The following is a 14284-nucleotide window of genomic DNA, read 5'->3' as shown; positions in this document are numbered from 1 at the left end:
AATCCCTCTGAACTTTTACCGGCGCCTGCTGTTCGGAACTTAAGTGAGTTCATGCCGGGGCAGATCGCTTCGTGTGAACGACGACCAGGCACAAGAGCGTCCTTGGGGCGTTAAGGAGAGATGCTCGATGACCGCTGAGAAAAAACCCACAGAGTTGAGCTACAACCCGCATATACCGCTGTCGCAGGCGTTACTGCTGCCGCGGATCGTGATCGAAAACACCATGCCGACCCTCGATGGCGGGCAATTCGCCGTTAAAGCCGTGATTGATCAGGACGTGGTGGTGACCAGCAAAGTGTTTGCCGACGGTCACGACAAATTGGCCGTGCGCATCCGCTGGCGTGCCGACGGCGACGAAACCTGGCAGAGCGAGGTGATGGCCGAGCTGGGCAATAACGGCTGGCAGGGCCAGTTTCGTGTCAAGAAGCAGGGGCGCTATGTGTTCTGCCTCGAAGCCTGGATCGATCAGTACGCCAGTTTTTGTTATGAGCTGGAGAAAAAACACGCCGTCGGCGTTTCGGTCAGCCTGGAGCTGCAGGAAGGGCGCACTCACGTCCAGCAGGCCGCCGAACGCTCCGAAGGCCCGCTCAGTGAACAACTGGCGGCGTTGCATCATGAATTGTCCGGTCTGCTCGAAACCGAGCAAGTCGCCTTGTTTCTGCACCAACGCAGCGCGGACTTGATGGCCCAGGCTGATGACCATCGTCCCTTCCTGAGCCTGAGCCCGGAATACCCGGTGGAGGTGGAGCGCACGCTGGCGCAATTCGCTAGCTGGTATGAATTGTTCCCTCGCTCGATCACCGATGACCCGGCCCGTCATGGCACCTTCAACGACGTGCATTCGCGGCTGCCGATGATCCAGGACATGGGCTTCGACGTGCTGTACTTCACGCCGATCCACCCGATCGGCCGCAGCTACCGCAAAGGTCCGAACAACTCATTGACCGCCGGCCCCGACGATCCGGGCAGCCCTTACGCCATCGGCAGCGAAGAGGGCGGGCATGAGGCGATTCACTCGGAACTGGGCAGCCGCGAAGATTTTCGCCGGCTCGTCGCGGCCGCTGCCGAGCATGGGCTGGAAATCGCTCTAGACTTCGCGATTCAGTGTTCCCAGGACCACCCGTGGCTAAAACAGCACCCGGGCTGGTTCAACTGGCGACCGGACGGCACGATCAAATACGCCGAGAACCCGCCGAAGAAATACCAAGACATCGTCAACGTCGATTTCTATGCCGTGGATGCGATTCCAAGCCTGTGGATCGAGTTGCGTGACATCGTCGTGGGCTGGGTCAAGGAGGGTGTGAAGCTGTTTCGCGTCGACAATCCTCACACCAAACCGTTGCCGTTCTGGCAGTGGATGATCGCCGATGTGCGGGCGCTGTACCCCGAGGTGATCTTCCTGGCCGAAGCCTTTACCACGCCGGCGATGATGGCGCGCCTGGGCAAGGTCGGCTACTCCCAGAGCTACACCTATTTCACCTGGCGCAACACCAAGACCGAGCTGGCGACCTATTTCACCGAACTCAATGAATCGCCGTGGCGTGAATGCTACCGGCCGAATTTTTTCGTCAACACGCCGGACATCAACCCGGCGTTCCTGCATGAGTCCGGGCGCGCCGGTTTTCTGATTCGTGCCGCGCTGGCGACCATGGGCTCCGGGCTGTGGGGCATGTATTCGGGTTTTGAACTGTGTGAGGCGGCACCGGTGCCGGGCCGGGAGGAATACCTCAATTCCGAGAAGTACGAAATCCGCCCTCGGGACTTCAATGCACCGGGCAACATCATTGCCGAAATCGCCCAGCTCAACCGCATCCGCCGGCAGAACCCGGCGTTGCAAACGCACCTGGGCCTGAAGGTCTACAACGCCTGGAACGACAACATTCTGTATTTCGGCAAACGCAGCGTCGACGGCAGCAATTTCATTCTGGTAGCCGTCAGCCTTGATCCGCATCACGCCCAGGAGGCGAATTTTGAACTGCCGCTGTGGGAAATGGGCCTCCCCGACGATGCCAGCACCCAGGGCGAAGACTTGATGAACGGCCACCGCTGGACCTGGCACGGCAAGTACCAGTTCATGCGGATCGAACCGTGGCATCAGCCGTTCGGGATTTGGAGGATTACCAGTTCCTGAACCTGGCGAAGATCAATGTGGGAGCTGGCTTGCCTGCGATAGCGGTGGGCCAGCGCCGAACATGCTCACTGACAGATTGCTATCGCAGGCAAGCCAGCTCCCACACTGACCGCATTTCTTCAAGCAGTTGATGTTTTCCCAGAATTTTTCAGGAGTTACAAATGGCGAAGAAACCCAGGTCAGCCACCTTTATCAAGGACCCGCTCTGGTACAAGGATGCGGTGATCTACCAGGTTCACGTTAAGTCTTTTTTCGACTCCAACAACGACGGGATCGGCGACTTTCCCGGCCTCATCGCCAAACTCGATTACATTGCCGATCTGGGCGTCAACACCATCTGGCTGTTGCCGTTCTACCCCTCGCCACGACGCGACGACGGTTACGACATCGCCGAATACCGTGGTGTGCATCCTGACTACGGCACCATGGCCGATGCCAAGCGCTTCATTGCTGAGGCCCATGAACGCGGTCTGCGGGTGATTACCGAACTGGTCATCAACCACACCTCGGACCAGCACGCGTGGTTCCAGCGTGCGCGCAAGGCCAAGCCCGGTTCGGCGGCCCGCGACTTCTATGTCTGGTCCGATAACGATCAGAAATACGACGGCACCCGCATCATTTTTCTCGACACCGAAAAGTCCAACTGGACCTGGGATCCGGTGGCCGGTCAGTACTTCTGGCACCGTTTCTATTCTCACCAGCCAGACCTGAACTTCGACAACCCGCAAGTGATGAAAGCTGTGCTGTCGGTGATGCGTTACTGGCTCGACATGGGCATCGACGGTCTGCGGCTGGACGCGATCCCGTACCTGATCGAGCGCGATGGTACCAACAACGAAAACCTGCCCGAGACCCACGATGTCCTCAAGCAGATCCGTGCCGAGATCGACGCAAACTATCCCGACCGCATGTTGCTGGCCGAGGCCAATCAGTGGCCGGAAGACACTCAGCTGTACTTTGGCAACACCGACGCCAGCGGCCAGAACGGCGACGAATGCCACATGGCCTTTCACTTTCCGTTGATGCCACGCATGTACATGGCGCTGGCCCAAGAGGATCGCTTCCCGATCACCGATATTCTGCGGCAGACCCCGGAAATTCCCGCCAATTGCCAATGGGCCATTTTCCTGCGCAACCACGATGAGCTGACCCTGGAAATGGTCACCGACCGGGAGCGTGATTACCTGTGGAATTACTACGCGGCCGATCGTCGGGCGCGGATCAACCTGGGGATTCGTCGACGCCTGGCGCCATTGATGGAACGTGATCGTCGTCGCGTGGAACTGCTTAACAGTCTGCTGCTGTCGATGCCCGGCACACCGACCCTGTATTACGGCGATGAAATCGGCATGGGCGACAACATCTACCTCGGCGACCGCGACGGTGTGCGCACGCCGATGCAGTGGTCGATCGACCGTAATGGCGGGTTCTCCCGCGCCGACCCGGCCAGCCTAGTGTTGCCGCCGATCATGGACCCGCTCTACGGCTATCTTTCGGTCAACGTCGAAACCCAGGCCGGTGACCCTCATTCATTGTTGAACTGGAACCGGCGCTTGCTCGCGGTGCGCAAGCAGTCCAAGGCCTTTGGTCGTGGAACGCTGAAGATGCTCTCGCCGAGCAATCGACGGATTCTGGCGTATACCCGCGAATTCACCGGGCCGGACGGCAAACACGAGGTGATTTTGTGCGTGGCCAACGTGTCCCGCAGTGCGCAAGCGGCGGAGCTGGACTTGTCGGCGTATGTCGGCATGGTCCCGGTTGAGATGCTCGGCGGCAACGCGTTCCCGCCCATCGGCCAGTTGAATTTCCTGCTGACGCTGGCGCCTTACGGTTTCTATTGGTTCGGGCTGGCGGCGGAAAACCAGATGCCGAGCTGGCACGTGGAGCCGGCGCAAAGCCTGCCGGACTTCACTACTCTGGTGCTGAAAAAACGCATGGAAGAGCTGCTCGAAGCGCCGTCCCGCCACACCCTGGAACAGGGCATCCTGCCGAGCTGGTTGCAGAATCGTCGCTGGTATGCCGGCAAGGATGGCACCATCGACAGCGTCAACCTCGCTTACGGCGTGCGCTTCGGCGACCCGCAGCATCCGGTGCTGCTGAGTGAAATCGACGTCACCAGCGCTGGCCAGACCAGCCGCTATCAGTTGCCGTTCGGCTTTATTTCCGAAGAGCACGTCGGCGCGGCCTTACCCCAGCAATTGGCGCTGGCCAGGGTTCGGCGCGGTCGGCAGGTCGGTTTGATCACCGACGCCTTCAGCCTCGACAGCTTTGTTCATGCGGTGTTGCAGGGGCTGCAGGCCAGCACCGTGTTGCCATCGGGCGGTGGCGAGATCCGTTTCGAGCCAACCGACGAATTGGCAAAACTGGGGCTGAGCGCCGAGTCGGAGGTGCGTTACCTGTCGGCCGAGCAATCCAACAGTTCGGTGGTGATCGGCAGCAGTCTGGTGCTGAAACTGATCCGCAAGGTCGCGTCAGGCATGCACCCGGAACTGGAAATGAGTGCGTACCTGACCCACGCTGGTTTCAAAAATATTTCGCCGCTGCTGGGGGCCGTGATTCGTCGCGATGCGGCGGGCGAGGACACGCTGTTGATGATCGCCCAAGGCTACTTGAGCAATCAGGGCGACGCGTGGGAGTGGACCCAGAACAACCTCGAGCGGGCGCTTCGCGACGAACTCGCTGATGCCGTGTCGGAACAGGAGCAGCACTACAACGCCCTTGGCGAGCTGAAGGATTTTGCCGGCATGCTCGGCCAGCGTCTGGGGGAAATGCACCAGGTGTTGGCGGCCCCGAGCGCCAACCCGGACTTCGCTCCACAGATCACCACCCAGAAAGATGCCCTGGCCTCGGCCAAGGACGTGGCGGCGCAACTGGAACATGCCCTGAAGTTACTCAAGCAGCATCAAACTGAACTGAACGCCGCGGATCAGGCATTGGTCAGTCGATTGCTGGACAACAAAAAAACCATCCTCAGCCATGTTCAGGAGTTGGGTAAGAAAGCGGCTGGTGGCCTGCGTATTCGCGTCCATGGTGACTTGCACCTGGGGCAGGTGCTGGTGATCAAGGGCGATGCCTACCTGATCGATTTCGAGGGCGAACCGGCGCGGCCGCTGCATGAGCGCCGAGGCAAACACAGCCCTTATAAAGATGTCAGCGGCGTGTTGCGCTCCTTCGATTACGCCGCGGCGATGACGATCAACGTGCATAACGTCGATAACACCGCCGACGCTCAGGCGGCGCGTCAACGGGTCGCCGATCGTTATCTGAGGGAAGCGCGGCAAGCATTTGTCGACGCTTATCGGCTGGCGGCAGCTAGTCTTGCTCATGCATGGCAAGATCCTGAAGGCGAGGACGCCGCGCTGGCGTTGTTCGGTCTGGAGAAGGCGGCGTATGAAGTGGCCTATGAGGCTGAAAATCGCCCCACCTGGCTGCCCGTGCCGTTGCACGGTTTGTATGGATTATTGAGCGGGCTTAAACCCTTTTCCGATCTTGGTGGAGAGTAGTCATGAGTTTCTCGAACAAGGAACAGGGGCACGTTAAAGAGGCGCTGCTACCCGGGGCGCGGGATATCGATGCGTTGGTACGCGCCGAGCATCGGGATCCCTTTGCCATTCTCGGCCCGCACGGCGATGGCGCTGGCGGGCAATTCATTCGAGCCTATCTACCGGACGCCTTAAGCGTCCAGGTGGTGGACAAGGAATCCGGGGAAGAGCTCGGCAGCCTTGAGACCACCCAAACCCCGGGGCTGTTCGTCGGGCACTTCGAGCGGGCCCGGCCCTATCTGTTGCGAACCCGTTGGGCCGGTGGCGAGCAACTCGCCGAGGACCCTTACAGTTTTGGCCCGTTACTCGGCGAGATGGACTTGTACCTGTTTGCCGAAGGCAACCACCGTGATTTGAGCAGTTGCCTCGGCGCGCAACTGAAGACGATTGATGGCGTCGACGGCGTGCGCTTCGCCGTGTGGGCGCCGAATGCCAGAAGGGTTTCGGTGGTCGGCGATTTCAACGTCTGGGACGGCCGTCGGCATCCGATGCGCCTGCGTCATCCTAGCGGTGTGTGGGAGTTGTTCATTCCGCGCCTGCAAGCGGGGGAGCTCTACAAATACGAAATACTTGGCGCCCACGGCATTCTGCCGCTCAAGGCCGACCCGATGGCCCTTGCCACCGCTTTGCCCCCGGACACTGCGTCGAAAGTCGCCTCACCGCTGAAAATCGACTGGCAGGACCACGCCTGGATGCAGTCGCGGGGTGAACGTCAGCGAACCAGCGCTCCGCTGTCGATTTACGAATTGCATGCCGGTTCCTGGCAATGCGAGCTGGATGACCTGGGCGAGGTCGCCCGTCAGTACACCTGGCCCGAGTTGGCCGAGCGGCTGATTCCTTATGTGAAGGAGCTGGGTTTTACCCACATCGAACTGATGCCGATCATGGAGCATCCGTTCGGTGGGTCCTGGGGTTATCAACTGCTGTCGCAATTCGCCCCGAGTGCCCGTTACGGCACGCCGGATGACTTCGCCGCGTTCGTCAATGCCTGTCACCAGGCCGAGATCGGCGTGATCCTCGATTGGGTGCCGGCGCATTTCCCCACCGATACCCACGGCCTGGCGCAGTTCGACGGCACCGCGTTGTATGAGTACGGCAACCCGCAGGAAGGTTTTCACCAGGACTGGGACACACTGATCTACAACCTGGGCCGCACCGAGGTGCACGGCTACATGCTGGCGTCGGCGTTGCACTGGCTCAAGCATTTCCACGTCGATGGCCTGCGCGTGGACGCAGTGGCGTCGATGCTGTACCGCGATTACTCGCGCAAGGCCGGCGAGTGGGTGCCCAACCGTCATGGCGGTCGGGAGAATCTGGAGGCCATTGATTTCGTCCGCCATCTCAACGATGTGGTGGCCCTGGAAGCGCCGGGCGCGCTGGTGATTGCCGAAGAATCCACAGCGTGGCCGGGTGTCAGCCAGAGCACGCAACAGGGTGGGCTGGGTTTTGCCTATAAGTGGAACATGGGCTGGATGCACGATTCACTGCATTACATTCAGCAGGATCCGGTATACCGCGCCCATCATCACAACGAGCTGAGTTTCGGCCTGGTGTATGCCTGGTCCGAGCGCTTCATCCTGCCGATTTCTCACGATGAAGTGGTGCATGGCAAGCATTCGCTGATCGACAAGATGCCGGGGGATCGCTGGCAGAAGTTTGCCAACCTGCGGGCGTATCTGAGTTTCATGTGGACGCATCCCGGCAAGAAACTGCTGTTCATGGGCTGCGAATTCGGCCAATGGCGCGAGTGGAATCACGATCAGCAACTGGACTGGTATTTGCTGCAATACCCGGAACACCAAGGGGTGCGCAAACTGGTCGGTGACCTGAACCGGTTGTATCGCGAAGAACCGGCGTTGCACGATCAGGACGATGCCCCGCAAGGCTTCCAGTGGTTGATTGGCGACGATGCGGTCAATAGTGTCTACGCCTGGCTGCGCTGGAGCAAGGACGGGCGGCCGGTGTTGGTGGTGGCCAACTTCACCCCAGTGCCGCGTCAGTCTTACCGTGTCGGTGTACCGTTTGCCGGGCGCTGGGTCGAGTTGATCAACAGCGATGCCGACACCTATGCCGGGTCCAATTATGGAAACGGCGGCGGCGTGTTCACCGACGAAGAGCCGAGCCATGGCCAGGCCCTCTCTGTGGAGTTGAACCTGCCGCCGTTGGCGGTGTTGATTTTGCGTCCTGAGGGTTGATCTAGAACCGCGTCGCTCCTATCGCGAGCAGGCTCGCTCCCACATTGGATTGTCGTCATATACAAAACCAATGTGGGAGCGAGCCTGCTCGCGATGGCGTCAGAATTCACAACACATCCCTTGAGTCCTCGTTACCACCGCATCCGCACCCCAAGGCTGCCAATCAACCCGTTCAAATCATTGTCATCCACATCACTGCTGTAATCGGCGCTGACATAAAAGCTGACCAAGGGCGTCACTCTAGCCACCAAACCCAGACCCACGTCCACCGTCGATGAATTGCGGCTGCTGCTGATTTTGTCGACCTGATCCAGGCTCACGGTATTGCCGGTGTACACCGTGTGCCACACGTTGGTGCGCACATACGGTTCGACTGGCAGGCCGTTGATATCGTAACTGCCTTTCAAGCGTGCACCGACCCGACCGCTCCAGGACGTCATGTCGCTGGATGAGGAATTCCCGGAGCCGGCATACGGCGTATCCAGCGTGATGCGTTGATTGATCAACTGTGCCTGGGGTTCGATCACCCAGTTATTACCCAGACCAATCGGGAAACCACCTTCCACCGACAACGTCACCGCGCTGCCTTCGGTGGCTTGTCGCGCGCCTTGATCGTTACGGCTGTAACCGTTGACCCGGCCACCGCTGGCCGACAAGTCTACGTGCCAGCCTTGCGGGCCGGTCAGGCTCCAGTAGGCGCCGAGACTTTGGCCTTGAAGGTTGAGCGTGTCATGGCCGGGGTCGGCAAGGGCGCGACTGGTCAGCAGACCGTTGTCATTGCCCTGGAAATGGGTGGTGCCGCCGATCAGTCCAACCCGTTGGGTATGGCCGCTGTTGCTTTGTACGGTCAGCAGCGCCGGGCCTTTGAATTCACTGGCGCCGGGGATAGAAGAACCCAGGGCAAGATAATCGGTTTGGGCCTGTCGTGACGTCTTGCCATAGACGTGGTCCCAGGCCGAAGGCGCGGCGTCTTCAACCGTCAGGCGTGAGCTTTGTAAGTCTGGATTGAAGCGTAAGCGGCCGGGATACGTGGCGGAGTCGGTTGGCAAGGTGAGGGTCGGCAGTTCCTGGTTGTACCAGAGGGTTGTTTCGTCCTCGGCAGGCGAGGCCTGCACCTCCATGGATGAGCACAGCAGGAATGAACCCGTAACCGTGCAAAACGTGATTTTGATCTCTTGTGAGGTGAATGAAGTTCTCATGGGGGTCTACCTTGCAATCGCATGCGTATCTCGCTTTGGCGTCTCTCCTACCCCGAATGAGGGGCGACCGAATGGATTGAGGCAAGGTCAGACCCGCCCGTTTTTACAGGAGTCTGGAGGCTTGCCCCTGATGGATTTCCGGGGGTAGTAAGCACTAGCTAAGAAGACGGCTGGCGTTGCGTCAAGAAAGTGGCCGATAAGCGGTATAGCTATTTTAGGCGTTGTAAGTGACTGATATTTGGCGCGTATATAAGTTGTTGTTTGTGCAAAAAATCATCCCGAAAGGCGCACGCCAGACGTGTTGGATAGGGGACTATCGGTTGCGTGACGGATGATCCAGTGCAGGATAAACAAACGGCGTCGGCGCGCCATTGCTGTCATTTTTTCTGTCAGCGCTGGCAGTCTTTGGCGACTGTCATTTGACGGTGTTACAGGCGCACTTCCACCGCCAGCGGTAAATGGTCCGACAGATGCGTCCAGGGTTTATGGCCGAGGATTTGCGGTTCATGACTGCTGGCATTACGCAGGTAGATCCGGTCCAGGCGCAGCAGGGGGAAACGCGCCGGGTAAGTTTTCGCCGGTCGGCCATGATGGCGTTCGAAGGCTTCATGCAGGTAGTCGCGCCGGGCGAGGGCGGCATTGCCTTGCAACTGCCAGTCGTTGAAGTCGCCAGCAATGATCACCGGGGCGTCATCGGGCAGCGACTCGAGCAACAGGCAGAGCAATTGCAACTGGAGTTGTCGATGGCTTTCCAACAGGCTCAGGTGTACGCAAATGGCATGCACTTCGGCATGGCCCGGCACATCCAGCACACAGTGCAACAACCCGCGCCGCTCGGGGCCAGTGATCGAGACATCGAGGTTGCGAAATTCGCGGATCGGGTATTTCGACAGCAAGGCATTGCCGTGGTGGCCGTCGGGGTAGACCGCGTTGCGACCGTAAGCGAAATCGCTCCACATGCTGTCGGCCAGGAACTCGTATTGCGAGGTCTGTGGCCAATCGTTGTAACGGGAAGAATGCCGGTCGTGTTCACCGACCACTTCCTGCAGAAACACCAGGTCTGCCGACGTGCTGCGTACCGCCTCACGCAGTTCCGGGAGGATGAAACGCCGGTTGAGGGCGGTGAAGCCTTTGTGGGTGTTGACTGTCAGCACTCTCAGACGATGAATCGCCGGAGGCGCGTTCGATGGCATTGATTCGACGGCCTGTCGTTCGGCATCGCTGGTCACGTTCACTCCTCTGAATCAGGGCTGATGTATGCATGCGACTGATGCATGGGCGAGCAGTTCAGCGTGATTTATAGCAAAGGAGCTTTTGTGGCGAGGGAGCTTGCTCCCGTTCGGCTGCGAAGCAGTCGCAAAGCTTTTGGGGCCGCTTCGCGCCCCAGCGGGAGCAAGCTCCCTCGCCACAGGCAAGCCCCCCCAGCCACAAAAGACATTCCTCGAATGACTCAGACAAACACAATTTCATACGGCAATCGCATGCGCTCCAGAATCATCGGGGGCAGCATTGGGGCGATGCCGATCGCCGGCTCGCCGTCGAGTTGGCTGGCGTAGGCGTAGGTGGCGTGGCTTTTGCGCGCGACGGTCCAGGTGTCGAGACGTACCTTGCGTGCGCGATGCCAGGGGATCAGCCCTTGATCGCGTGTCGGCCAATGCCAGGCCTGGATCGGTATTTCGTTGAACGTCGCGCCAACCAAAGCCACTGCTCTGGCGCAGGCCCGGCCGACGGCGTCGTGATCGACGTTACCGTCTTCGCGCCAGGTGCTGAACACCACATCGCCAGGGCGCAGGTAGCGGACGATGAACTGGGTCAACTCAGACTCCCGCTCGCCCAGTCCGCTGTCGGTGAAGCCGCCGCGAATCCACTTCAGGCTGTGCATCGGCAGCCCGAGCCGGCGCAACGCTTCGACGCTTTCCTGGGGGCGGATTACGCTCAGGCGTTTTTCCGACCATTGTCGCGACCCCGGATGACTGGCGCTGCCGTCGGTGATCGAGATCAATTGCAGAGGATGACCGAGGGAGCACAGTAACTGCAGCAGGCCACCGCAGGTCACCACTTCATCACCGGGATGCGGTGCGATGACTACCGCGCGAGCGCCGGTCGGGACCAGCGTTTCGGTGTTGATGACAGGGATGTTGTCCAGTTGCGGGGCGCTGTTCCAGATCTGCGCGGGCAAACTGTTTTCACTGATGGAAACGGATTTCATAGGCGCTACTTCCTTGTTCTGTCTTGCCCTCAGCCATGCGCATGACTTGCAGGGAAGCAAGCTGGCAGACCCGTGAAGGCGGGGTAAATAGCAAATTGCAGCGCTCCGAACCCTGGATTGCCGCGAGCAGAGTATTGCTCATGGAACGCTATTCGTCGCCTCAGTCTTTGGTCTGATGCGGTTTTTTTAATCCGGGCTGTGTCAGGTGTCGCAAATAGTCAGCAAAACTGTACCGGCTATCCAGCCGGGTGTTCGGCCAACATACAAGGAGCGAAGCTTGCTCGCGAAAGCGGTGTGTCAGTCGACATCATTGGTGCTTGGTACACCGCTTTCGCGGGCAAGCCTCGCTCCTACAGGATGCGCTTTACTCGTCTTCCTCGCGCTGCAATTCGAACAGCAGTAGCGAGCGGCCGGTGACCGAATATTCGTGACCGAACTCGAAGCGTTCCTGACCACGAATCGACGGTTGATTGGTGTCGATCATGCAGGTCCAGAAACCGCCGTCAGGCACTTCCGGCAGCAGGAAGTTGACGATGTCATGGTGGGCGTTGACCACCAGCAGCAGGGTCGCGTCGGCGCCTTTGCGGCGAATGCCGGTTTCCTGGGCGCGGCCATCGAGCAGCATGCCCAGGCAACGACCGTGGCCTTCCTCCCATTGTTCGGTGGACATTTCGCTGCCGTCCGGGGCCAGCCAGGTCACGTCCTTGACGCCGATGTCTTCGTTGTAATTGCCCACCAGGAAGCGCCCGCGACGCAGAATCGGATAGGCCAGGCGCAATTTGATCAGGCGTTTGACGAACTTGAGCAGGGCCTTGCCGTCTTCGCTCAGGTCCCAGTTGACCCAGCCGATCTCGCTGTCCTGGCAATAGGCGTTGTTATTGCCTTCCTGGGTACGGGCGAACTCATCGCCGGCCACCAGCATCGGCGTGCCTTGGGACAGCAGTAAGGTGGCGAAGAAGTTGCGCATCTGCCGCTGGCGCAGCTCATTGATCTCGGGATCGTCGGTGGGGCCTTCGACACCGTGGTTCCAGGACAGGTTGTTGTTGCTGCCGTCCTGATTGTTCTCGTCGTTGGCTTCGTTGTGTTTGTCGTTGTACGACACTAGATCGTTAAGGGTGAAACCGTCATGGGCGGTGATGAAGTTTACCGAGGCGTACGGTCGCCGGCCACGCTGATTGAACATCTCGCCGGAGGCGGTCATGCGACTGGCGAAGTCGGCGAGTTGGCCGTCGTCGCCTTTCCAGAATGCGCGTACGGTGTCGCGAAATTTGTCATTCCACTCGACCCAGCCCGGCGGAAAGTTACCGACCTGATAACCACCGGGGCCGCAATCCCAGGCTTCTGCAATCATCTTCACCTGGCGCAGCACCGGGTCCTGACGGCAAGCGACGAGAAAGCTATGACGTTCGTCGAAGCCATCGTGGTAGCGCCCGAGAATGGTCGCCAGGTCAAAACGGAAACCGTCCACGTGCATTTCCGTGGCCCAGTAACGCAGGGAGTCGGTGACCATTTGCAGTACGCACGGGTGACTCAGGTCCAGGGTGTTGCCGGTCCCGGAATCGTTGATGTAGTAACGCTTGTCGTCGGGCATCAAGCGGTAGTAAGAGGCGTTGTCGATGCCGCGCATCGACAGGGTAGGGCCTTGTTCGTTGCCCTCGGCGGTGTGGTTGTAGACCACGTCGAGGATCACTTCCAGATTGGCCTCGTGCAGGTGCGCGACCATCTCCTTGAACTCGGCGATCTTGCCGCTGGCCAGGTAGCGCGGGTCCGGGGCAAAGAACGCGATGCTGTTGTAACCCCAGTAATTGGTCATGCCTTTGTGCAGCAGATGCTGGTCATTGACGAAGGCATGAATAGGCAGCAATTCCACGGTCGACACGCCGAGCTTGCGGATGTGCTCGAGCACGTCATCGACCATCAACCCGGCGAAGGTGCCGCGCAAGTTCTCGGGGACGGAGGGGTGACGCATGCTGAAGCCGCGTACGTGTGTTTCATAAATGATCGTCTTGTCCCACGGCACGCTGACCCGATGGTCATGACCCCAGGTGTGAGCGGGGTCGATCACTTTGCATTTGGGCACAAAGGGCGCGCTGTCCCGTTCATCGAAACTGAGGTCGGCGTCAGGGTGGCCAATGGTGTAGCCGAACAACGCTTCGGACCATTTCAATCGGCCGACCAATTGCTTGGCGTAAGGATCGATCAGCAGCTTGTTGGGGTTGAAACGATGACCGTTGGCCGGGTCGTAAGGACCGTACACGCGATAGCCGTAGATCAATCCAGGGTGGGCGTCGGGCAAGTAGCCGTGGTAGATCTCGTCGGTGTATTCCGGTAACTCGATACGCTCGAGTTCCAACTCGCCGGAATCGTCGAAGATGCACAGTTCGACCTTGGTCGCGTTAGCCGAAAACAGCGCGAAATTAACCCCCAGGCCATCCCAGGTCGCGCCTAGCGGGAAGGGCAAGCCTTCACGGATTCGCGAGGCCTCGGTACGAGGTTCGGGCGCGGTTTTCTTTGGACTGCTCATAGTTGCTCCTGCATGGGGTGACGGTACTCGACTGCGATGAACCGTGGCTCTGGTTTTTTTCGAGGGCGAGCGCGCCCTCGGTGGCGAGAAACACGCCACAAATCAAGCGAGGCAAGGCGATAAACGCGTCAGGTCGTTGGCGGTTTGCGCGCAGCGCGAGGCTTTTTCTCGACGTTTTTTTCGCCAGGCGGGGTCACTGTCGAAGCAGAGGGTTTGGGTTTGGCTTTGGCCTTGGTTTTGGGTTCGACGCCTTTGGAATTGAGCTTGCCGTCGGGCTTGCCGACCGCGGACTTGGCACCGAGGCTTTTGCTGCCAGCTTTCGATGACTTGCCAGGTGCCAGCGCTTTGGCTTGGGTTTCAGCGTCGGCCAGTTTGCAGGCCATCTCCCAATGGCGTTTTTCCTGGCCTGCGGGTTTTCCTTCGGATTCCCAGATTTGATAGGCAAATTCGCGGATGCGTTTATCGTCGGTACTCATCGCAATGC

Annotated in this window: 9 protein-coding genes; 3 read left to right on the top strand and 6 right to left on the bottom strand. The window is 59.5% G+C overall.

Annotated features, from left to right (window positions below; translation table 11 throughout):
* Positions 1–127 precede the first annotated feature (127 nt).
* From PSH65_RS17305 to glgB, 3 genes are all read left to right on the top strand, one after another.
* Positions 128–2131: an alpha-1,4-glucan--maltose-1-phosphate maltosyltransferase gene (locus PSH65_RS17305; RefSeq protein ID WP_305421462.1), complete on the top strand. Its 2004-nt coding sequence runs from the start codon at positions 128–130 to the stop codon at positions 2129–2131.
* A 161-nt stretch (positions 2132–2292) separates the two neighbouring features.
* Positions 2293–5634, top strand: coding sequence for a maltose alpha-D-glucosyltransferase (treS, locus tag PSH65_RS17300; RefSeq protein ID WP_305421461.1), 3342 nt, complete (start codon positions 2293–2295; stop codon positions 5632–5634).
* Between the two features lie 2 nt (positions 5635–5636).
* The gene (gene glgB, locus PSH65_RS17295) at positions 5637–7868 is read left to right on the top strand and encodes a 1,4-alpha-glucan branching protein GlgB (protein WP_305421460.1); all 2232 of its coding nucleotides are present in this window, start codon (positions 5637–5639) and stop codon (positions 7866–7868) included.
* Between the two features lie 131 nt (positions 7869–7999).
* On the opposite strand, the gene PSH65_RS17290 is transcribed toward glgB, so the two are convergent.
* The 6 genes from PSH65_RS17290 to PSH65_RS17265 form a co-directional block, all read right to left on the bottom strand.
* Positions 8000–9067, bottom strand: a complete 1068-nt coding sequence (locus PSH65_RS17290; RefSeq protein WP_305421459.1) for an autotransporter outer membrane beta-barrel domain-containing protein — start codon at positions 9065–9067, stop codon at positions 8000–8002.
* A gap of 428 nt (positions 9068–9495) precedes the next feature.
* On the bottom strand, positions 9496–10296 hold the full coding sequence (locus PSH65_RS17285) for an endonuclease/exonuclease/phosphatase family protein (protein WP_305421458.1): 801 nt from the start codon (positions 10294–10296) through the stop codon (positions 9496–9498).
* Between the two features lie 221 nt (positions 10297–10517).
* Positions 10518–11276 carry a PIG-L deacetylase family protein gene (locus tag PSH65_RS17280; RefSeq protein WP_305421457.1) on the bottom strand — a complete coding sequence of 253 codons (759 nt, stop codon included), beginning with the start codon at positions 11274–11276 and terminating at the stop codon, positions 10518–10520.
* On the bottom strand, positions 11254–11418 hold the full coding sequence (locus PSH65_RS17275; protein WP_305421456.1) for a hypothetical protein: 165 nt from the start codon (positions 11416–11418) through the stop codon (positions 11254–11256). The genes PSH65_RS17280 and PSH65_RS17275 overlap by 23 nt, the downstream gene beginning before the upstream one ends.
* Before the next feature lie 222 nt (positions 11419–11640).
* Positions 11641–13800: a glycogen debranching protein GlgX gene (glgX, locus tag PSH65_RS17270; RefSeq protein ID WP_305421455.1), complete on the bottom strand. Its 2160-nt coding sequence runs from the start codon at positions 13798–13800 to the stop codon at positions 11641–11643.
* Positions 13801–13928: 128 nt separating this feature from the next.
* Positions 13929–14276 carry a DUF2934 domain-containing protein gene (locus PSH65_RS17265; RefSeq protein WP_305421454.1) on the bottom strand — a complete coding sequence of 116 codons (348 nt, stop codon included), beginning with the start codon at positions 14274–14276 and terminating at the stop codon, positions 13929–13931.
* Between the last annotated feature and the right edge of the window lie 8 nt (positions 14277–14284).

The organism is Pseudomonas sp. FP603 (genome assembly GCF_030687415.1).
Taxonomy (GTDB): Bacteria; Pseudomonadota; Gammaproteobacteria; order Pseudomonadales; family Pseudomonadaceae; genus Aquipseudomonas; species Aquipseudomonas wuhanensis.
Note: the sequence above shows the minus strand (reverse complement) of the source record. Positions and strands in the feature narration are given on the sequence as shown.

Coding starts and splice junctions, on each gene's coding strand:
- PSH65_RS17305 (WP_305421462.1), top strand. CDS start 128: ATGACCGCTGAGAAAAAACCCACAGAGTTGAGCTACAACCCGCATATA.
- treS (WP_305421461.1), top strand. CDS start 2,293: ATGGCGAAGAAACCCAGGTCAGCCACCTTTATCAAGGACCCGCTCTGG.
- glgB (WP_305421460.1), top strand. CDS start 5,637: ATGAGTTTCTCGAACAAGGAACAGGGGCACGTTAAAGAGGCGCTGCTA.
- PSH65_RS17290 (WP_305421459.1), bottom strand. CDS start 9,067: ATGAGAACTTCATTCACCTCACAAGAGATCAAAATCACGTTTTGCACG.
- PSH65_RS17280 (WP_305421457.1), bottom strand. CDS start 11,276: ATGAAATCCGTTTCCATCAGTGAAAACAGTTTGCCCGCGCAGATCTGG.
- PSH65_RS17275 (WP_305421456.1), bottom strand. CDS start 11,418: ATGAGCAATACTCTGCTCGCGGCAATCCAGGGTTCGGAGCGCTGCAAT.
- glgX (WP_305421455.1), bottom strand. CDS start 13,800: ATGAGCAGTCCAAAGAAAACCGCGCCCGAACCTCGTACCGAGGCCTCG.
- PSH65_RS17265 (WP_305421454.1), bottom strand. CDS start 14,276: ATGAGTACCGACGATAAACGCATCCGCGAATTTGCCTATCAAATCTGG.